The organism is Actinomyces sp. ICM39 (genome assembly GCF_000282935.1).
In the GTDB taxonomy this organism is placed as follows: Bacteria; Actinomycetota; Actinomycetes; order Actinomycetales; family Actinomycetaceae; genus Pauljensenia; species Pauljensenia odontolytica_B.
The window spans coordinates 42,597-63,055 of the sequence record NZ_ALCB01000072.1 but is presented as its reverse complement, the minus strand read 5'-3'; the positions used below and the strand labels follow the sequence as shown (position 1 = coordinate 63,055).

Sequence of the window (20,459 nt, the reverse complement as noted above, 5' to 3'; positions counted from 1 at the left end):
CCCCAGTGTAGGACGCGTCAGAGGATGGATGCGGTCGGGTCGTCGATGACGGCCTTGCCGAAGGGGAAGCAGGTGATCGGGATCATCTTGAGGTTGGCGATGGCCAGCGGGATGCCGACAATCGTGATGGCCTGCGCGGCGGCGGTGGTCACGTGGCCGATGGCGAGCCACAGGCCCGCGACCAGGAACCACACAATGTTCATGAGGGCCGATCCGGCGCCCGCACTGGGCTGGTCGACAACGCTCTTACCGAAGGGCCACAGCACGTAACCGGCGATGCGGAAGCAGGCCACGCCCGCGGGGATCGTGACGACGAAGATGCAGGCGACGACACCCGCAAGGAGGTATCCCAGGAAGAGCGGGAGCCCTCCGAAGAAGAACCAGATGATGTTGAGCAGGGTACGCATGGCGTGTCCTTTCGTTGTTCTGTGAACATTCTAGTCTGCCACGACTCCTCGCTCAGATTCCCCTGAGTCGCCCCTGATTGGCCCCTGAAAGTTACTCCGCGCGTACCATGAGGGCATGAGTATTCCCGAGGCCATCGCCGCTGCCCGCGACCGCATCGACCGCGCGACATCCGCGTGCGGCCGCACCGATTCGGTGCACCTGGAGCTGGCGGTCAAGACGCGCACGCCCGAGGAATGCCGCGAAGCCGCCGCCGCCCTGAGCGAGGCGGGCCTACCTATCCTGCTCGGCCACAACCGCGTGCAGGAGGCGCGTGCGACGGTGGAGGCGATCCGCGAGGTACCCGGCGCACGCATTCACCTGATTGGGCCTCTGCAGTCCAACAAGATCAACCACGCGCTGGCCTGCGTGGACGCGATCGAGTCGCTCGACTCCCCCGCGCTGGCCTCGAAGATCGACGCGCGGGCGACCGGCACGCTCCCGGTGTTCGTCGAGGTGAACGTCTCAGGCGAGGCCACGAAGCACGGCTGCGCCCCCTCCGACGTCGCCGCACTGATCGACGCGGTCGAGACCTCGGCCCACCTGCAGCTCGTGGGCTTCATGACGGTGGGCCTGAACTCCCCCGTTGAGGCCGACGTGCGCGCCGCCTACGCGCAGCTGCGCGGCATCAGGGACGAGGCAGCGGCGCGCCTGGGCATCGAAGAATCCGACCTCGCGCTGTCGATGGGCATGAGCCGCGACCTGGAGTGGGCCATCGCCGAGGGCGCGACGATCGTGCGCCTGGGAACGGCTGTTTTCGGAGCCCGCCGCCTCTGACGAGACCGCTCAACCCCGCCCGCGTCACACCCGTTAGGATTGAGGGCATGATGAGCGTTCTTGCTGGACTATCAGCGTCGATCCTGGCACTCGCACCGATCACCAACCCGATCGGAGGTCTCGCCGCCTTCGCGGGCCTGACCGCGTCCGACGATCCGGCGGCAGTGCGCTCCCAGGCATGGAAGACCGGCATCTACGTGTTCGCGATCCTGACGGCCTTTGCTGTCTGCGGCTCGCTCATCATGCGCTTCTTCGGCTTCGACCTGCCCTCCCTGCAGATCGCCGGCGGCCTCGTCGTCGCGCACTCGGGTTTCTCGATGCTGGAAAACAAGCGCCGCTCCACCAACGAGGAGGACCAGCACGCGACGGCCAAGGCGGATGTGTCTTTCTCCCCCATGGCGCTGCCCCTCATCGCAGGACCCGGCTCGATCGGCGTCGTCATCGCGTTGGCCGCCCGCAATACGGCCATCGGATTCCACGTCGGCATCGTCCTAGGAATTGCGGTGACAGCCGCCGCCATCGCGGTGCTGCTGCGCTACGGAACGCCCTGGATCGACAAGCTCGGAGCTACCGGCGTCGGCGCGATCGTGCGAATTATGGGCTTCCTTATCCTCGTCATCGGCGTCGAACTCATCATCCACGGGGTGCGCGCACTTCAGCTCTTCTAAGACCGCCCGCTGTTAAACGCGAAAGCCCGCCCCGGCCTCGTCGAAACGACGCCGAAGCGGGCCACGAATAAGGGGCACTCAGGGGATGCGGTGCACCCACTCCTCGCGCGCGAACTTCGTCTCGCAGCGCTTGCGTGCGACCTCGAGGTCCGCCTCGGTGATGGTGCCGACGCTCGCGTTGTACTTCTCCTTGAAGTGGTCGAAGAACACCTTCAGGATCTCTTCGCGGGGAAGCCCGGTCTGGGAACGCATGGGGTCTACGCGCTTGACGGCGCTGCGGGTGCCTTTGTCGCGGATCTTCTCCATGCCGATGCGCAGGACTTCGTTCATCTTGATGGCGTCGATGTCGTAGGCCATGGTCACGTGGTGGACCATGTAGCCGTTGGCCCAGCGTTTCTGCGCGGCGCCGCCGATCTTGCCGAATTCGGAGGCGATGTCGTTGAGCGGCACGTACTTGGCTTTGATGCCCAGCTTTTCGAGGACCTCCATGACCCACTGATCGAGGTAGGGGTATGCCTGCTCGAAGCTCATTCCCTCCACGAGGGCGGTGGGGATGACGAGCGAGTAGGTGATGCAGTTGCCGGGCTCCATGAACATGGCGCCGCCGCCGGTGACGCGCCGCGACACGGTGATGCCGTAGCGGTCGACGCCGTCCTGCTGGATTTCGTTCTGGTAGGACTGGAAGGAGCCGATGACGACCTGGGGGCCGTTCCACTCCCACAGGCGCATGAAGGGCTTGCGGCGTCCCGCGGCCACGTCTTCGACCAGGGTTTCGTCCATGGCGACGTTGATCATCGGGTCGACGACGGGGCCGTGGATGACGTCGAAGTCGATGTCGTCCCACGACAGGGCGGCGCCCAGCGCGCGGCGTACGGCGATGCCGACGGCTTCGGGGGTCACGCCCATGAGGGTGTCGCCTTCGTGGAGGGCGGCCTCCACGCGCGCGGCCAGATCCTTCGCGCTCGACGAGGCCGGGGCTCCTTCGAGGGACGCGGTGATCCGGGTGAGTGCGTCGTCGGGGTCGAGGAAGAAGTCGCCGGACACGCTCACGCGCGCGAGGCGGTCCTCCTCCACGTCGGTATCGACGACGACGAGCTTTCCTCCGGGGACTTTGTACTCTCCATGCATGCCCACGATTGTAGGCGCTTCGCTCACGCCCAGTCGGGCAGGACGCGCACGCCGCCCTTGTCGGCGGATGCGGCGAGCATGCCGTAGACGCGCAGGGCGTCGGAGACCTGGCGGGGGCGAGGCTTGGAGGGCTTCCACGGCGCGGCACCCTTTTCGGCGCGGCGGCGCTCGAGTTCCTCGTCGCTCACGTTGGCGCGCAGGACGCGGTTGTTGACGTCGATTTCGATCTCGTCGCCGGTGCGCACGAGGCCGATCGCGCCGCCGGCCGCGGCCTCGGGCGAGATGTGACCGATAGAAATACCGGACGTGCCGCCGGAGAAGCGGCCGTCGGTGATGAGGGCGCACTTCTTGCCCAGGCCCAGGCCCTTGAGGTAGGAGGTCGGGTAGAGCATTTCCTGCATGCCGGGGCCGCCCTTGGGGCCCTCGTACTGGATGACGACGACGTCGCCTTCGGTGACTTGCTTGCTGAGGATGGCCTCGACGGCTTCCTCCTGGGATTCGACGACGAAGGCCTTGCCGACAAAGTGGAAGAGGGACTCGTCGATGCCGGCGGACTTGATGATCGCGCCGTTGGCGGCGATGTTTCCGTAGAGGACCGCGAGGCCGCCGTCCTTCGTGTAGGCGTGCTCGACGGATCGGATGCAGCCGGCCTCAGAGTCGGTGTCGAGGGACTCGAAGAGGTTGGCGGTCGAGAATGCCTGGGTGGTGCGCACGCCACCGGGGGCCGCGAGGAAGCGGTGCTTGGCCTCGTCGGTGGCGGTTCCGCTGCGCACGTCCCACGCGCCCAGCCAGTTCTCCAGGTTGTCAGAGTGGACGGAGTGCACGTCGCGGTTGAGCAGGCCGGCGCGGTTGAGCTCGCCGAGCAGGGCGGGGATGCCGCCGGCGCGGTGGACGTGCTCGATGTGGTAGGTCGTGGAGTTGGGGGCCACCTTGCACAGGCATGGCACGCGGCGCGAGATCGCGTCGATGTCGTCGAGCGTGAAGTCGACGCCGGCCTCGTTGGCGATGGCGAGGATGTGCAGGACGGTGTTGGTGGAGCCGCCCATGGCCACGTCCAGGCTCATGGCGTTCTCGAAGGCTTCCTTGGTGGCGATGGAGCGCGGCAGGACGGAGTCATCCTCGTTGTCGTAGTAGGCACGGCACATGTCGACGATGCGCGTGCCGGCCTCGGTGAAGAGCTTCTTGCGTTCGATCTGGGTGGCCAGGGTGGTGCCGTTGCCGGGCAGGGCCAGGCCGATGGCCTCGTTGAGGCAGTTCATGGAGTTCGCGGTGAACATGCCGGCGCAGGAGCCGCAGGTGGGGCACGCGTTGGCTTCGATGCTGGCCAGCTGGTTGTCGCTGACGGAGTCGTCGACGGCCATGACCATGGCGTCGATGAGGTCGAGGCGGTGTTCGACGACGCCGTCAACGGCGGCGCCGGATTCCATGGGGCCGCCGGAGACGAAGATGGTGGGGATGTTTAGGCGCATGGCGGCCAGGAGCATGCCGGGGGTGATCTTGTCGCAGTTGGAGATGCACACGAGGGCGTCGGCGCGGTGCGCGTTGACCATGGTTTCGACGCAGTCGGCGATGAGGTCGCGGCTGGGCAGGGAGTAGAGCATGCCGTCGTGGCCCATGGCGATGCCGTCGTCGACGGCGATCGTGTTGAATTCCTTGGCGACGCCGCCGGCTGCTTCGATGGCTCCGGCAACGAGGTCGCCCATGTTCTTCAGGTGCACGTGACCGGGCACGAACTGGGTGAAGGAGTTGGCGATGGCGATGATCGGCTTGCCGAAGTCGCCGTCCGTCATGCCGGTGGCGCGCCACAGGGCGCGAGCTCCGGCCATATTGCGGCCTTGGGTGGATGTTGCCGAGCGCAGCGGGCGACTCATGATGTGCCTTTCTTTTGCCTTGTAATGACTCAACAGTAGGAGCGTGAGCGCTGCGTTTCCGTGCGGGTTTCGTCTCATGGACGAGGCTGGGGCTGGGTGGGAGCGGTTTTCGCGCGGTATTTCGGGGGCTGTGGTGAGTGGGGCGCCGTGTCAGTGGGTGGACGCTTGTGGGCGTGATTGCAAGGAAAACGCAAGGGGCGCGTGCGTGAATTAGCGTCTTGCCAGATGAGTGGTTGATCGCATTGGTCACGGTGTGGACATTCGGCCTCGTTCTCGACGCGCGAAACGTAGGCTGAGGGCACAGTGAAGAGAAAGGACTGCGATGACCATTCGCACCACTCATGTTGGTTCCCTGCCCCGTACCCCCGAGCTGCTTAAGGCGAACGCCGCGCACCGCGAGGGTTCCCTGAGCGACGCTGATTTCACCTCCGTGCTGCAGGCCGAGGTTGACGGCGTTGTGAAGCGTCAGGCTGAGATTGGCTTGGATATCGTCAACGATGGCGAGTACGGCCACGCGATGCTCGACACGGTTGATTACGGCGCGTGGTGGACGTATTCCTTCTCGCGTTTTGGCGGTCTGTCGTTTGAGAACTCGGGTGGCTTTGAGCTGCGTCCCCCGGCTGGCCGCGATGGCCGCCTGGCTTTCTCGTCGTTTGCTGAGCGCCGCGACTGGCAGCGTTTCGCGGACGCGTACGGTGACCCGGAGTCGGGTATTCAGATCGTGAGCGACAACAAGGTCGTATTCCCGGCGATCGTGGACGAGCTGACCTACATCGGTGCCGAGGCCGTGGAGCGCGATATCGCGGGCGTGAAGCACGCGCTGGAGGCTGTGGGCAAGCCCGTGTCGGATGGTTTCGTGGCAGCGATTTCGCCGGGTTCGGCGGCTCGCGTGGGCAACGCGTTCTACGAGGATGACGAGGCCGTGGTGTGGGCGTGCGCGGATGTGCTGCGCGAGGAGTACAAGCGCATTACGGACGCGGGCCTGACGGTGCAGATTGACGCGCCGGATATCGCGGAGGGCTGGGATCAGATGAACCCGGAGCCGTCCGTCGAGGATTACCGCGCGTTCTCGCGCGTGCGTATTGATGCGCTGAACCACGCGCTGGAGGGCATTGACCCGTCTCTGGTGCGTTTCCACGTGTGCTGGGGTTCGTGGCACGGCCCGCACACGACGGATATTGCGTTCAAGGACATCGTGGATCTGGCCCTGCTGGTGAACGCGAACGGACTGACGTTTGAGGCGGCGAATGCTCGCCATGCGCACGAGTGGACGATCTGGCGCGATATCGAATTGCCCGAGGGCAAGTACCTGATCCCGGGCGTGGTGTCGCATTCGACGAACGTTGTGGAGCACCCGGAGCTGGTGGCTCAGCGTATCCGCCAGTTCGCGGACATTGTGGGCGACGAGCGTGTCGTGGCGTCGACGGACTGTGGCCTGGGCGGCCGTATCTACCCGTCGATTGCGTGGGCGAAGCTGGAGGCTCTTGCCGAGGGTGCTCGTCTCGCATCGAAGTGATCGCCTGATTGCTGGCCTGGGGCGCGCGGGGTGGATGAGGATCCACCCCGCGCGCTTTTCCCAGGGTTTTCTCAGCCAAAGCTCCCAGTTCTTTGAGCTTGGCGTCACACAATGGGTCGTGTGTTGCAGCCCCCGCTTCCGGGTCGGCTTGCCGCGGTGGGGATCGCACGCCGCGTCGGGTTCCGGGATTGGGGGCTGCGGCGCGTCCGCGAGCGCCAGCTGTTCGCTTTCTTCAAGGGCCGATAGGTACCGGCGCGTGATCGCGACTACAATTGATGTATGAACATCCTCGTGATTCAAAACGACCCGATCGTTCCGGTGGGTCAGTTGTCCGCCTTCCTCGGCGGTCACGAGGTGGTGCGCGCCTGGGAGGACCCGCAGCGCCTCCAGGACCTGGCGGCCGCTCCCCTGCCGGGCGCCCTCATCCTGCTGGGTGGCCGGGCGAATGCCTACGACGACGAGGCCTGGCCGTGGCTGGAAGCCGAACGCGAGCTGCTGCGCCGCTGCGTGCGCGCCAACATTCGTGTGCTCGGCATTTGCCTGGGCGCCCAGCTAATCGCTGCGACCTTCGGCGGGCGCGTCAGCGTCGCTGACCCGGCGGGCCCCGAATACGGCGTCATCTCCCTGGCCTGGGGCACGAACGACCAGGCGGGCGGCGGCGGAGCCGTCCCCCTGCGCATGGCCCTGGCCTCAACCCACACGGTGTTCGCCGACCATGGTGACGCCATCGTGGAACTCCCCCACGGCGCGCGCGAGTGGGCGCGCTCGGACAAATACACGCAGATCTTCTCCTTTGGCACCGCCCTCGGCGTCCAATTCCACCCCGAGGTCACGCGCGAGACCGCGACCGTATGGGCAGTCAACAACGAGGACGTCGACACCGAGGACATCGTGGCCGGATACGACGCCCACGAGGGCGAGCTGGCCTCCACCTGCAAGACGCTCGCCGACTGGGTCTCCGGCGTCTTCTAAGGCGCAAACAGAATCGCAGTGCGGGCACCCCCACGCGGTACCCACACTGCGATTGACAATCGGGCCTCGTCGCAGCGAGCGGAGATGAGGCCCTGCTCCTATTTTAGAGGAAAACGGCGCGCCTACAAGGCTTTTCCAGGAACCAAGACCACCACGTGGGACGACTTGACAACGCTCCCATTCACGGCCTCGTCACGGTGCGCGACGCACCCCGGTCAGGGGGCCGCGACCTGCACAAACGAGCCGGTGCCGTACGCCCACATGCGACGCTCGGCGGCCGAGACGAACACTGCCTGGCCACGGCTCAGCTCCACGCTGTCCCCGCCCTGCTCCTCACTCACGTGCAGGGTGACCGACCCGGAGGTCGCGATGACGATGCGCGGGCCCTCACCTGGCACGGCGACCTCGTCCACGCGGGACGTGTGCTTGCCGGGCGCGAGCGTCGTCACCGACAGCTCGAACTCCTGGGCGGGTGCCAGGAAACGGTCCGTCGTCGCCGAGGGGTGCTCGGGGGCCACCCGCACGGGCGGCAGCGCCGAAAACTCGGTGATTTCCACGAGTTGGGCGGAGTCCACGTACTTGCCGGTCAGGCCCGCGCGCACGACGTTGTCGGAGGAGGCCATGACTTCGATGCCCAAGCCCGACTGGTAGGCGTGGATCTGACGCGGCGGAATGTAGACGGCCTCGCCCGGGCGCAGGGACACCGGGTTCATAAGGAAGGCAACGATGATGCCCGGGTCGCCCGGGTGCTTCTCCCCCAGGACGCTCACGAGCTCGTCGGTGCGCGGTGAGGGGGACGTGCCCGACGCGAGGCGGGAGCGGCACGCGGCCACGAACTCTTCGACGCGCTCGGGGGTCGCCGGGGAGTCCTCGTCGAAGAGCCAGGTGGCCAGGGAGCGCAGGCCCCCGCGCACGGTGGACAGCTTGAGGCGGTGACGCAGGCGGTCCGCGAGCTCGCCCTCCAGTCCGACGAGGAGCTGGCGGGCCTTACGCGGCACGCGGAAGCCCACGAGCGCACTGAACTCGGTGAGCGCGTAGATCATCTCGGGCTTGTGGTTCATGTCCCGGTAGACGCGGCGCGTGTCCGTGCGCTCGATGCCCAGGACCTCCTCGCGCAGGTATCCCTCGCGCGCGATCTCCTTCGTCGGATGCACCTGCAGGCTCAGGGTCTGCGCCGGGGCGATGATCTTCGCCAGGTACGGCAGGGTCGGCCCGAAGGCGTAGAGCAGGCCTCCGCCGAGCGCTCGCTTGGGGTCCTCGCCGATGTGCTCGGCGAGGGTCTGCCCGCCCGTCAGCAGCGTCGGTCCGTCCGGGTGGGCGCCGAACCACACCTCGGACACCGGGTCGTCCCCGGCGGCGGCCCCCAGGAACTCGGGGATCGCGTTCGTGGAACCCCACGCGTCAGCTTTCGTCCAGCCGATCAGTCTTTCCATAGGTCGAATCCTATCGGTATCGGGCGCGTCAACACGCGAGGGACGAGGCCGTGGCCCCATCCCCCGCGTGCTCGCGTCTATCAGGCGCTGGGTTGATCGGTGGTTTCGCGCGCCTCAAGGGCGGCGAGCGCACCTCCGCGCGCGTGCAGCTCGGCGTAGGTGCCGGTCTCCACGACGCGGCCCGCATCCATGACGATGATCTGGTCGGCGTCGCGCACGGCGCTGATGCGGTGGGCGATCTCGACGATGGTGCGGCCCTTCGCGACGCGGGCGATGCCCTCGCGCACGCGCGCCTCGGTGGCCGGGTCGACCTGGCTCGTGGCCTCGTCGAAGACGTAGATCGGGGCGTCGCGCAGGAGCGCGCGGGCCAGGGCCAGGCGCTGACGCTGGCCGCCCGAGAGACGCTCGCCCATGTCACCAACAGCGGTATCCAGGCCGTCCTTTTCCGTGGCCAGCCAGTCGGTGAGGTCCACGGCCTCCAGCGCACGCTCCAGGTCGGCCTCGCTCGCGTCGGGCGCGGCAAGCAGCAGGTTGGCGCGCAGCGTGTCGTTGAACAGGTAGGGGCGCTGGGGCGCGGAGGCGACCGTCGCACGCAGGTCGCGCAGGGACACCTCGGCCACGTTCGTGCCACCGATCGTGACGGTGCCCGAGGCCGGGTCCCACGTGCGGGTCAGCAGCGAGGCCAGCGTCGACTTGCCCGAGCCGGAGGCGCCCACGATGGCGGTGCGCTTGCCGGCGGGGATGTGGATGCTCACGCCGTCCAGGACCGTGGGGGCGGGCGCGGGCGCATCCTCGTCCGTCGGGTAGGCGAAGGTCACATCGGTGAACTCGATGTCGCCCGGGGTCAGCGGCTTGGGGTCGGCCGGGTCTGCAACGACGGGCGCACGGTCGGTGATCGCGAAGACGCGGGCGGCCGACGCGAAGGCCTGATCCAGGTCCGCGGCGAACTCCTCGACCGCGAGGACCGGGCCGAAGGAGCCCATCGCGATGCCGAGGGCGAGGCCCGCCTGGGGCAGCGTCAGCGTTTCGGCAAGCACGTTCGAGCCCGCGACCATGGCGACCGTGACGATGCCAAGGGCGACAGCGGCCTGGTTGAGGCCTCGGCGCAGCGCGATCCAGCGGCCCTGGGCACCCAGCCCCGAGGAGATGCGCTTTTCGATGGCGCTCATCTCGGCCTCGCGGCGCTCCTCGGCCCCAAAGGCGAGGACCTCACGCACGCCCTGCACCGAGTCGGTCACGTGGGCGGCGATCGCACCCCGGGCCTCGCGCAGCTCACGCGCCGCACGCGCGGTCGAGCCGGACCCCAGGAAGGGAATGACCGCGCCGACGATCAAGAGGAAGGGCGCCAGCACGGCGGCCAGCGTCCAGGACACGGCGGTGCCCATCCATACGACCGACAGGATCGGGACGATGATCGCCGTCGTGACGGGGGCGAGCGTGTGGGCGAAGAAGACCTCGACGCGGTCGATATCCTTCGTCACGCGGTTCATGATGTCGCCCGAATCCAGGCGATCCGTACCCGCGGGAGCCTGGGGCTCAAGCTGGTCGTAGAAGTAGTTGCGCAGCATCGCCAGGGAGTGGAAGGCCACGAAGTGACCGGCGAACTGCTCGAGGTAGCGGGCCAGGCCCTTGAGGAGGCTCAGGCCGATGGCGCAGCCGATGATCAGCGCAATGCTCCAGGCGCTCTCCCCCGAGGCGAGGCCGGCGACAGCCCAGCCGCCCAGGGCGAACAGGGCGATGCCGATCATGAGGAAGACGATGCGGGCGGCGATGGAGGCCGCGAGGGGCGGCAGGACGCGCCGCGTGATCGACAGGAGTCGAAGAGACAGTCGCCTGCGGGTCATCGGATCGTTCCTTCCTGCAGGGTCGCGACGCGGTCGGCGCCCTTGATGGTGGCGTCTCGGTGGGAGATCGTCAGGGTCGTGCGCCCGGCACACACGGTCTCTAGCGACGCGAGGATCTCGCGCTCAGAGGCCAGGTCGACGTGGGCGGTGGGCTCGTCCAGGATCATGATCGACGCGTTCTTCAGGAAGGCGCGGGCGATCGCGATGCGCTGGGCCTCACCGCCGGACACGGCCAGGCCTCGGGCACCCACGCGGGCGTCGAGGCCGCCCGGCAGAGTGTCGACAAACTCCCCTAGGTGGGCGGCGCGCAGGGCCTCGATCAGCTGGTCATCCGTGGCCGCGGGGGAGGCCAGGAGCAGGTTGTCGCGCAGCGTGCCGGAGAACAGGTAGGTACTCTGCTCGACGACCGCGGTCTGGGCGCGCACCCACGACAGGGGCGCGGTGGCCAGGTCAACGCCGTTCAAGCTCACGCGGCCTCGCGTCGGACGCAGGAAGCCCTGCAGCAACGCCGAGATCGTGGACTTGCCAGCGCCCGAGGGGCCAGCGAGCGCGACGTGCTCTCCTTGGGTGAGCGTCAGGTTTGCTCCCTGCAGAACCGGGGTGTCCTTGGTGTAGGAGAAGGACACACCGCTGAGGCGGATCTCGCCACGCTGGGGCGGGATAGCCGGGACCTTAACACCCTTGGCGTCCGTGACCGGCGGGGTCTGCTTGATGAACTTCTTGATCTCCTTATTGGCCGCGATTCCACCCATGCCGATGTAGAAGAACTGGCCGATGCGGTCCAGCGGGTCGAGCATGATCGAGGAGAGCAGCACGAGGGAGATGCCCTCGCCGACGCTGATCGCACCCTGCTTGGAACGGATGAGGGCCAGGGCAATCGCGCCGGTGATCATACCGAGGGAGAAAACAGAGTCGATGACGAGGAGGATCAGCTGGTTGCCAGCCAGGTAGCTCATGACCTTCGAGCGGACCTCTTCGGCGGCCTCGGCCAGGCGCTTGCCCATGTCCTTGCCCGCGTTCATGAGCGCCAGGTCGCCCAGGCCCTGGATGGCGTCGAGCTCCTTGGCGGCGAGCTGGCGCGAGGCGTGGCGGTAGCGCGAGGACACCGGCTTGAACGCCTTGCGGAAGCCCATGACGCAGATCGGGACCAGCGGGATCGCGATCGCGAGGAATCCGCCCGACGCCGGGTCGATCGTCAGGGCAACGACGATGACGACGAGGATCGGGGTCGTCAGCGACGCGATCATGGGGGCCAGGAAGATGCCCTTGTAGGCGGCGACGCGCTCGACGCCGTCGGTGGCGGAGTTGACGACGCGGCCCGCGCGCTCGCTGGTGCGCTGCGAGGGCCCTAGGGCGAAGACCTGTCGGATCATCGAGTGGCGCAGCGCGGGTTCCATCTGGTTCATCTGGGCGGCTCCCAGGGCACTAACCGCCCAAGCGAACACGCCCGATCCCAGGGCCCCCAGCACGCCGATCCACCACGTTGACCAGGCGTTATGTCCCGCAATATCATCGATGCCCCAGCCGATCGCCAGGTAGGCGGCGGCCAGGCAGAGGGCCGCTGCCCACGAGCAGACGACCACGATCGCGCGTTTCATTGTGCTCCTATCAACATGACACACACGAGTACACAACCAAGGATAGCCTTAGTTAGGTTCTGACACCAGTGTCACTTTGGGGCAATTTTGCATCACGACCACATAAAGAAACCACGGCCTCGCGTCAATCGACGAGGCCGTGGCTCCCTCAAGCGATCATGCTCAGACCAGGCGGTACGTCCAGCCGTAGGGATCCTCGGCGCGACCCCACTGGATGTCGGTGAGGTGCTTGTGGATCTCGCGGGTCTTCTCCCCCACCTCGATCTCCACGTCGAAGTCGTCGCCAGCCAGGCGCGTGATCGGGGTGACCACGGCGGCCGTGCCGCAGGCGAAGACCTCGGCGACAGCGCCCGAGCGGATGCCATCCACGACCTCGGACAGGGCGATCTTCTCCTCACGAACATCGACGCCCTGGTCGCGCAGCATGCGCAGGATCGCGCTGCGCGTGCCACCCTCGAGGATGACGCCGGTGAGCTCGGGGGTGCGGATGGTTCCATCAGCCATGACGACGAACATGTTCATGCCGCCCAGCTCCTCGAGGTACTTGCCCTCGTAGGTGTCCAGGAAGCAGACCTGGGAGAAGCCCTTGGCCTCGGCCTGGATCTGGGGCAGCAGGGAGGCTGCGTAGTTGCCGCCCGCCTTGGCGCTGCCGGTGCCGCCGGGGCCGGCGCGGTGGTACTCGCGTTCCACCCAGATGGCCACGCCTGACAGGCCGCCCTTGAAGTAGGGGCCCGACGGCGAGCCGATGACGTAGTAGTCGACGACGCCGGCGGGGTGGACGCCCACGAACTCCTCGGAGGCGAACATGAAGGGACGCAGGTAGAGGGAAGAACCGTCGACCTCGGGAACCCACTTGACGTCCGCGCGCACGTAGTCCACGAGGGAGGCCACGAAGTCCTCGCGGCTCAGCTCGGGCAGGGCCAGGCGGCGGGCCGAGTGGTTCAGGCGCGCGGCGTTGTAGCCGGGGCGGAAGGTCCACACGGAGCCGTCCTCGCGCTTGTAGGCCTTGATGCCCTCGAACACGGACTGGCAGTAGTGGAAGACGGAGGCGCCGGGGGTCAGCTCGAGCGGGCCGTAGGGGATGACGCCGCGGTCATCCCAGCCGCCCTCGCGGGTCCAGCGCATGTGGGCCATGTGGTCCGTGAACTTCTTGCCGAAGGCCAGGGTCGACATGATCTCGTTGTACTCCTCCGGCGTCGCCGGGTGAGCGTTGGGGGTCAGGGGGAAACGACCGGCCAGCTCGTCGGCGGCGGGAAGTACCAGGTCGCCGGCAGCCTCAAGTTCCGTGGGGGTGTGCTGCGTCGATGCCATGAGGTCTCCTGTCGTGGTTTTTCACAAATATGAAGCCAGAATATGCCCGCCGTCCGCAATGTGGCCGATTGATTTCGGCATGTGACCCACTCCCCCGCCCCCTGTGGACGTTCTCACCCCGTCACCCCTCACCCATCGCAGTCCCGATTCCTGCGACCTGTCACCGCACACACCAGCCCGACAGGATACGATCAACGCATGACGACTCTGCCTGACGCCCTTGCCTCCGCCCTGCCCTCCCGCGAGCGCCGCTCCCCCGGCCTGGAGCTCGAGGACGGGCGCTGGATGGTGGCCGCGAAGTCGGGCCTGTACGTCTTCGGTGCCGAGGCCTCGTCCGGCGAGGGGGAGCCCACCCCCGAGGTGTTCCCCTGGTACGACGTGGCGCGGGCGCGCTGGGAGGCCGAGGGCTCGCTCTTCGCCCTGGAGTGGGTGGATCCGGCCCGCCCGGCCCTGGCGGGGCGCGGGAAGGGCGATCCGGAGGATTTCATGCGTCATACAAGCGAGTTCGTGAACCGCTCGATCGTCCTGCACTCCCAGGTGGAAGTCGGCAACGGCACGACGGTGACGGCGTGGGTGCGCCGCGGCGAGGACGGGCTTTTCTCCGTGCTGACGGCCGACGGGCCGCTGGATGCCGACGGGCAGCGAGAGGCGGACGCCCTGGAGGCCCGCGTGCGCGACGCGGTCGGTCTCGACTGATCGACGAGGCCGGGGCTCCCCCCTCGGGGCACGCTCCCCCTCGCATGCATCCTTAGACGACAACGGGACCCATCCTCACCGGATGGGTCCCGCTTCCGTATCCAGGCGAACGCCCGGAATCAGTGAATGACGTCGACGCGCTCGAAGGCGTCGAGGGAGAAGCCCTGCTCGAGGATCGTGCGGCTCCACTCGCGGGCGCTGAACAGCGAGTGGTCGCGGTAGTTGCCACACGAGTACGCGTCGGTGCCGGGCACGTCCTCCCAGGTGACATCCTCGGCGATCGCGTGGAGGGAGGAAGCCAGCGCCTCGGTCACCTCGCGCACCGAAGGCGTGCCCCACATGATGAGGTGGAAGCCCGTGCGGCAGCCAAACGGCGAGCAGTCAATGACGCCGTCGATGCGGTCGCGCAGCAGGGAGGCCAGCAGATGCTCGATCGTGTGCAGGCCCGAGGTCGGGATCTCCCCGGCGTTGGGCTGGAGGAGGCGCACGTCGAAGTTCGAAATCTGGTCGCCCTTCGGGCCGGACTCCACGTTGATGAGGCGCACGTAGGGCGCCTTCACTGCGGTGTGGTCCAGGGTAAAGCTCTCAACTTCAGCCATCGGTTAGTCCCTTTCGGTGTAGTTTTGCCGGCGTTGCTCCAGGCGCATAAGCTCCCGGAACGTCTCGGAGTAGGTGGGGTCGTCCTCGCTCAAGCGCGACAGGGCCGCGCGGGCCTCGCCGAGCTTGCGAGTCAGGTCCATGCGCACCATCGCGGCCACCACGCCGCGGCAGTACGAGCGCACGTCCGCCTCGCCCGCGACGGGCAGAGGCGCGACGGCCAGCTGGGTGACGGCGGGGCCGATGAACTCGCCGGCAGTCTCGAGAACCACCTGGACGAAGTGGCGCGAGGCCGCAAGCGTCGCGTTCTCGCCCGGGCCGAAGTGGGCCTCGGCCTGGCGCATCATCTGCGTGAAGGCATCGAGCCCGCCGACCGCGCGGATCGCGTCGTGGACGGCGCGGTGCGTGGGCACCGTGAAGGACTGCCCATCGAGCTCCTCGAAGCCCGATCCCACGGCGTAGAGCGGATGTTGGAGGACGGCCTCGAGAGCCTGGCGCTCGATGCGGCTCACCGGGTCCTCGGGGCCTCGGCGCTCGGGGGTGGTGGGGCCGGGGCGGCCCGCTCCCGCCATTTCGATCTCACCCGGGCGCGCCTCGTGCGAGACGACCTCGACGCGACCGGCCGCGCGAATCGCCTGCTCGACCGTGGGGATGTCCATGCCGAGCCACCCCGCCAACTGGCGCGTGTACTCCGCGCGCAGGGCGCGATCCTTGATGTGCGCGACGATGCCGGACGAGGCGCGCAGCCCCTGCACGCGGCCCTCGGCGCTGCGCAGGTCCATCTGAGACAGGACCGAGCGGATCGCGAACTCAAAGAGCGGGATGCGCGAGTTCACCAGGTCGACGATTGCCTGATCGCCCTGGGATAGACGCAGGTCGCAGGGGTCCTGGCCGCCCGGCGCCACCGCAACAAAAGTCTGGGCCGCGAAGTTCTGGTCCTCGCCGTAGGCGCGCAGCGCAGCCTTTTGCCCGGCACTGTCGCCGTCGAAGGTGAAGATGACCTCCGATCCGTGCGCGCGTCCCGTGGACAAGAGCACGCCGGCGGCCGGATCCGCATGGTCACCCAGCAGGCGGCGAATGATCTTGACGTGCTCGGAGCCGAAGGCAGTGCCACACGTGGCCACGGCGTTGGTTACCCCCGCGACGTGCGCGGCCATGACGTCCGTGTATCCCTCGACGATGACAACCTTGTGCTCCGTCGCGATCGTCTTCTTCGCCAGGTCCAGGCCGTACAGCAGCTGCGATTTCTTGTAGATCGGCGTCTCGGGGGTGTTGAGGTACTTGGGCGACTCCTTGTCGCTGTCGTCCAGGCGACGCGCGCCGAAACCGACCGTCGCACCCGTGATGTCGCGGATCGGCCACACGAGGCGCCCACGGAAACGGTCGTACACGCCGCGATTACCCTGCGAGCCCAGGCCCGAAATCTGGATCTCCTGATCCGTGAAGCCCTTCGAGCGCAGGTGGCGCGTCAGGGAATCCCACGAGGCCGGGGCGTAGCCGACCCCGAAATGCGCGCACATCGCTTGGGTGAAGCCGCGCTCGGCGAGGAACGTGCGACCCTTATGCGCCTCGGGGGAAGCCAGCTGCTGCTGGTAGAACTCTTCGGCGACGCGGTGGGCGTCGAGGAGGCGCTGGCGCTTGCCCGGCTCTTCGGTGCGCACGCGCGCCCCGCCCTCTTCGTAGTGGAGGGTGATCCCGGCCTTCGCCGCCAGCATCTCGACCGCCTCGGTGAAAGGCAGGTGGTCGATCTTTTGCACGAAGGAGATGACGTCACCGCTTTCACCGCACCCGAAGCAGTGGAACATGCCCAGGTGGGGGCGCACATTGAAGGAGGGGGTGCGCTCGTCGTGGAAGGGACACAGGCCCTTCAGGGAGCCGATACCCGCGGGTCGCAGCGCTACGTGTTCGCCGATGATCTCGTCGATCTTCACTGCGTTACGTACCGCTTCGATGTCGTCCTTACGAATCAGACCCGCCATGATCTCAGTCTACCGATGCCCGCCCACGTCTGCGTCCAATCATGCTCACAGCTGCGAAGACAGCATGCCGCACCAGCGCGCGTGCCACGCGGAGGCCGACACGTCGGTGAGCGAGGCGACCTGGTCGATGACCGCGCGCAGGCGCACGCCGTCGTCGGAGGCGGCCCGCCACTGCGCGGCGAACACGGGCTCCAGGGCGTTCGCCCCGGCCTCGTAGAGCGCGTCGACGAGGTCGGCCAGGAGCGTGCGCTGCTGGTAGTACACCGGCTCGGTCTCGCGCGGGCTCATGACGTAGTGGACGGCCATGCCCTTGAGGATCTGAATCTCGGCGCGAACCTCGCGCGGCACGACGAGGTCCGCACGGTAGCGGCCCAGCGGCTCGTGCCCGAAGGTCTCGCGCGTGGCGGCCACGGTCGCCGAGCAGAAGCGGCCGATCAGCTCGCTCGTCGCGTCCTTCAGGTGCGCGAGGGAGGCGTAGGAGCCGTCGAAGGAACGCAGCCACACGGGCATGGAGACGATGCGCTCGAGGGCCTCCTCCAGGTCCGAGCGCGCCACCGAGGGCCCGTACCAGTCCAGGGTCGAGGCCACGACCGCCGAGCAGTGCGCGTCATCGAAGAGGTCCGCGGGGTCCAGCTTGCGGGTCGCGACCGCGTCCTCCACGTCGTGCACCGAGTAGGCGATGTCGTCCGACAGGTCCATGATCTGGGCCTCCAGGCATCGCCGTCCCGCAGGTGCGCCCTGGCGCATCCACGCGAACACGGGCGCGTCGTCGGGGTACACGGAGTACTTGCGCGTCGACTTGGCCAGGTCAGGGCCACCGGCCTTCACCCACGGGTACTTGCAGATAGCGTCCAGGGTCGCCCGCGTCAGGTTGAGGCCCGCGGGAACGCCCCCCGCGCCGATGACCTTGGGCTCCAGGCGCGTGACGACGCGCAGGGTCTGGGCGTTGCCCTCGAACCCGCCGATCGAGGCGGCCGCCGCGTCCAGGGCGCGCTCGCCGTTGTGCCCGAAGGGCGGATGCCCGAGGTCGTGGGACAGACACGCCGCGTCCACGACGTCCGGGTCGGCTCCCAGCTCTTTGCCGAGCTCGCGCCCTACCTGGGCAACCTCGAGGGAGTGCGTGAGGCGGGTGCGCACGAAGTCGTCCGAGATCGGGCCCAGCACCTGCGTCTTTTCGCCGAGGCGACGCAGCGCCGAGGAGTGGAGGATGCGCGCGCGGTCGCGCTCAAACTCGGTGCGCTCGGAGGACTTGTGGTCCTCGGGCACCCAGCGCTCGGAATCGGCGGACGCGTACGGGCGGCGCGCGTCGCCACCATCAACACCGGGGATTGCCAAGGAAAACTCATTCACGGGGCCATTTTACTAGGGAAACGCTTGCGCAGAACGAGCCCGTGCCTCGTTACTGTCAAAGCACCACAAATTACCGACAAAATACTGTGAGATACCACGTCGGATCTTTCAGCATTTGTTCAAACATGCTAATTGTCAAGTGTCGCATTCAGCGTCGAATCCCCCTCCACGGAAGGAGTCCCGCGTGTCCAACACGGCACAGGAAATCCTCGATGCGGTCGGTGGCCCCGGCAACATCACCCACTTCACCCACTGCGCGACGCGTCTGCGCTTCGAACTCAACGATGCGTCGATCATCGACAAGGACCGAGTCGAGGCCATTGACGGCGTCCTCGGTGCCGTCCCGCAGTCGGGGGACCGCTACCAGATCGTTATCGGCGGTGCCGTGCAGTCGGTCTTCAACGAGATCAACAACCTGCCGTCGATGAAGTCGGGCGCCGCAGCCTCGAACGACGACGTCAAGGCCGCCGCCCGCGCGAAGGCGCGCGGAAAGAACGCCATCGTCGACGCGTTCTTCGAGTACCTGTCAGACTCGTTCCGCCCGCTGCTGCCCGTCCTCCTCGGCGCCTCCCTGATCCTGGCGTTCCTCGCGGTTCTTGACGCCCTGCACGTCGTCGACACACGCGCCCAGACAATCCCGGTGTGGCTGGGCTACGTGAACTCCATGTGGCGCGCGGTCTTCTACTTCCTGCCCGCGATGGTCGCCTACAACGCCTCCAAGAAGCTGGACATCGACCCGTGGGTCGGCACGGCCGTCATCCTGTCACTGCTTACCCCCAACTTCCTGGGCCTGAGCAACGTTAACAAGTTCCCCGCCACCACCTGTATCCAGCTCGTCGAAGGTAAAGACGATCTGCTGCAGTGCACGACCCAGATCGACAATGTTCCGCTGATCGGCACCCTGCCCCTGCAGCTGGCCGACTACGGTGGCCAGGTCTTCGTGCCGCTGCTGATGGTCCCGATCCTGGCGCTGGTCTACAAGTTCCTGAAGAAGGTCATCCCCTCGAACGTCCAGATGGTGTTCGTCCCCTTCCTCTCCTTCATCATCATCATGCCGCTCACCGCCTTCCTGATCGGCCCTCTGTCGATCTGGATCGGTAACGGCCTGGGTGCCGGACTGGCATGGCTGAACGCCACCGCGCCGATCGTCTTCGCGATCATCATCCCGATCATCTACCCCTTCCTGGTGCCGCTGGGTCTGCACTGGCCGCTCAACGCCCTGCAGCTGGCGAACATCGCCTCGACGGGTTCGGACTTCATCCAGGGCCCCATGGGCGCGTGGAACTTCGCGTGCTTCGGCGCCACCGCCGGCGTGCTCTTCCTGTCGATCCGTGACCGCGACACCGATATGCGTCAGACCGCGTCCGGCGCTCTGGCGGCCGGCCTCTTCGGTGGTATTTCGGAGCCGTCCCTGTACGGCATCCACCTGCGCTTCAAGCGCATCTACCCGTTGATGCTCACCGGCTGTGTCGCTGGTGGTTTGGTCATCGGCATCGGTCGCGGCGTGATCACGCACACCTTCGTGTTCACGTCGCTGCTGACGATCCCGGTCTTCTCCCCCATGGCCGTCTACGGACTGGGTATTACCGCCGCGTTCTTCACCGCGTTCCTCATGGTCGTCTTCTTCGACTACCGCACGAAGGAGCAGAAGGCTGAGGCTCGCGCCAAGAAGGAGGCCGCGAAGGCTGGCGTGTCCGCCGCTCCCGCCGCCGCCCCGGCTCCCGTCGCTGCCCCCGCCGCTCCCGCAGCTGAGGCCGCTCCGGCTCCCGCTTTCAGCGACGAGGCAGTAGCTGATCTGACGCTCACCGCCCCCATGGCGGGCGAGCTGGTCGCGCTGTCGGACGTTGCCGACGAGGCCTTCGCCGCCGGCGCGCTCGGCCCCGGCATCGCCGTGTCCCCCGCTGCTGGCGCCGTCGTCGTCGCTCCTTGTGACGGCAAGGTGTCCGTCGCATTCCCGACGGGCCACGCCTACGGCATCAAGTCCGCATCCGGCGTCCAGGTGCTCATCCACATCGGCATGGACACCGTAAAGCTCGAGGGCAAGGGCTTCACGCCGCGCGTCACCAAGGGCGACGTCGTCAAGCGCGGCGACGTCCTAGCCGAGGTCGATTGGGATGTCATCCGCGAGGCCGGCTACGACACGATCACCCCAATGGTCGTCACGAACAAGAAGAAGTTCGGCGACATCACCCCAGCCGCTCCCGGCCCGGTGGGTATCACTGACACGGTCGTGACGGTGTCCCCCGAGGAGGCGTGAGCTTTCCGAGCATCACTG

Annotated in this window: 16 protein-coding genes; 6 read left to right on the top strand and 10 right to left on the bottom strand. The window is 67.3% G+C overall.

Translation table 11 applies throughout. From position 1 onward, the window contains the following. Nucleotides 1-17: 17 nt before the first annotated feature. Entirely contained in the window at nucleotides 18-407 is a 390-nt protein-coding gene (locus HMPREF1137_RS04935) for a YccF domain-containing protein (RefSeq protein ID WP_007589582.1), read from the bottom strand. A 115-nt stretch (nucleotides 408-522) separates the two neighbouring features. On the opposite strand from HMPREF1137_RS04935, the gene HMPREF1137_RS04930 reads away from it, so the two are divergent. Together HMPREF1137_RS04930 and HMPREF1137_RS04925 are read left to right on the top strand one after the other, a co-directional pair. After that, on the top strand, nucleotides 523-1,221 hold the full coding sequence (locus tag HMPREF1137_RS04930) for a YggS family pyridoxal phosphate-dependent enzyme (RefSeq protein ID WP_007589477.1): 699 nt from the start codon (nucleotides 523-525) through the stop codon (nucleotides 1,219-1,221). Nucleotides 1,222-1,268: 47 nt separating this feature from the next. Continuing rightward, on the top strand, nucleotides 1,269-1,889 hold the full coding sequence (locus HMPREF1137_RS04925) for a MarC family protein (protein ID WP_007589532.1): 621 nt from the start codon (nucleotides 1,269-1,271) through the stop codon (nucleotides 1,887-1,889). 78 nt (nucleotides 1,890-1,967) lie between these two features. Here the strand turns inward: HMPREF1137_RS04925 and lplAB are convergent, their stop codons facing one another. After that, nucleotides 1,968-3,017, bottom strand: a complete 1,050-nt coding sequence (gene lplAB, locus HMPREF1137_RS04920; protein WP_034496867.1) for a lipoate-protein ligase LplAB — start codon at nucleotides 3,015-3,017, stop codon at nucleotides 1,968-1,970. Nucleotides 3,018-3,040: 23 nt separating this feature from the next. Further along, the gene (gene ilvD / locus HMPREF1137_RS04915) at nucleotides 3,041-4,888 is read right to left on the bottom strand and encodes a dihydroxy-acid dehydratase (RefSeq protein ID WP_034496861.1); all 1,848 of its coding nucleotides are present in this window, start codon (nucleotides 4,886-4,888) and stop codon (nucleotides 3,041-3,043) included. Nucleotides 4,889-5,210: 322 nt separating this feature from the next. On the opposite strand from ilvD, the gene HMPREF1137_RS04910 reads away from it, so the two are divergent. Together HMPREF1137_RS04910 and HMPREF1137_RS04905 are read left to right on the top strand one after the other, a co-directional pair. Continuing rightward, entirely contained in the window at nucleotides 5,211-6,404 is a 1,194-nt protein-coding gene (locus tag HMPREF1137_RS04910) for a cobalamin-independent methionine synthase II family protein (RefSeq protein ID WP_007589494.1), read from the top strand. A gap of 279 nt (nucleotides 6,405-6,683) precedes the next feature. Next, nucleotides 6,684-7,376, top strand: a complete 693-nt coding sequence (locus HMPREF1137_RS04905; RefSeq protein ID WP_007589586.1) for a type 1 glutamine amidotransferase — start codon at nucleotides 6,684-6,686, stop codon at nucleotides 7,374-7,376. 215 nt (nucleotides 7,377-7,591) lie between these two features. Here the strand turns inward: HMPREF1137_RS04905 and manA are convergent, their stop codons facing one another. The 4 genes from manA to HMPREF1137_RS04885 form a co-directional block, all read right to left on the bottom strand. After that, nucleotides 7,592-8,809: a mannose-6-phosphate isomerase, class I gene (gene manA, locus HMPREF1137_RS04900; RefSeq protein WP_007589472.1), complete on the bottom strand. Its 1,218-nt coding sequence runs from the start codon at nucleotides 8,807-8,809 to the stop codon at nucleotides 7,592-7,594. An 80-nt stretch (nucleotides 8,810-8,889) separates the two neighbouring features. After that, entirely contained in the window at nucleotides 8,890-10,653 is a 1,764-nt protein-coding gene (cydC, locus tag HMPREF1137_RS04895) for a thiol reductant ABC exporter subunit CydC (RefSeq protein ID WP_007589476.1), read from the bottom strand. Then, nucleotides 10,650-12,251, bottom strand: coding sequence for an ABC transporter ATP-binding protein/permease (locus HMPREF1137_RS04890; protein WP_007589591.1), 1,602 nt, complete (start codon nucleotides 12,249-12,251; stop codon nucleotides 10,650-10,652). The genes cydC and HMPREF1137_RS04890 overlap by 4 nt, the downstream gene beginning before the upstream one ends. A 162-nt stretch (nucleotides 12,252-12,413) precedes the next feature. Continuing rightward, nucleotides 12,414-13,562, bottom strand: coding sequence for a branched-chain amino acid aminotransferase (locus tag HMPREF1137_RS04885; RefSeq protein ID WP_007589497.1), 1,149 nt, complete (start codon nucleotides 13,560-13,562; stop codon nucleotides 12,414-12,416). A gap of 198 nt (nucleotides 13,563-13,760) precedes the next feature. On the opposite strand from HMPREF1137_RS04885, the gene HMPREF1137_RS04880 reads away from it, so the two are divergent. Continuing rightward, a complete protein-coding gene (locus HMPREF1137_RS04880; protein WP_007589496.1) occupies nucleotides 13,761-14,258 on the top strand; it encodes a hypothetical protein in 498 nt (165 codons plus the stop codon). A 119-nt stretch (nucleotides 14,259-14,377) separates the two neighbouring features. On the opposite strand, the gene HMPREF1137_RS04875 is transcribed toward HMPREF1137_RS04880, so the two are convergent. The 3 genes from HMPREF1137_RS04875 to HMPREF1137_RS04865 are packed head-to-tail and all read right to left on the bottom strand — an operon-like array spanning nucleotide 14,378 to nucleotide 18,184. Next, nucleotides 14,378-14,857 (bottom strand): S-ribosylhomocysteine lyase, encoded by a 480-nt coding sequence (locus tag HMPREF1137_RS04875; protein ID WP_007589527.1) that lies wholly within the window; start codon nucleotides 14,855-14,857, stop codon nucleotides 14,378-14,380. Between the two features lie 3 nt (nucleotides 14,858-14,860). Then, nucleotides 14,861-16,834: a DNA primase gene (gene dnaG / locus HMPREF1137_RS04870; protein WP_007589531.1), complete on the bottom strand. Its 1,974-nt coding sequence runs from the start codon at nucleotides 16,832-16,834 to the stop codon at nucleotides 14,861-14,863. 45 nt (nucleotides 16,835-16,879) lie between these two features. Next, nucleotides 16,880-18,184 (bottom strand): deoxyguanosinetriphosphate triphosphohydrolase, encoded by a 1,305-nt coding sequence (locus tag HMPREF1137_RS04865; RefSeq protein WP_034496857.1) that lies wholly within the window; start codon nucleotides 18,182-18,184, stop codon nucleotides 16,880-16,882. Between the two features lie 184 nt (nucleotides 18,185-18,368). Here HMPREF1137_RS04865 and HMPREF1137_RS04860 point away from each other — a divergent pair, with 184 nt between their 5' ends. After that, a complete protein-coding gene (locus HMPREF1137_RS04860; RefSeq protein WP_007589539.1) occupies nucleotides 18,369-20,441 on the top strand; it encodes a glucose PTS transporter subunit IIA in 2,073 nt (690 codons plus the stop codon). Nucleotides 20,442-20,459 lie beyond the last annotated feature (18 nt).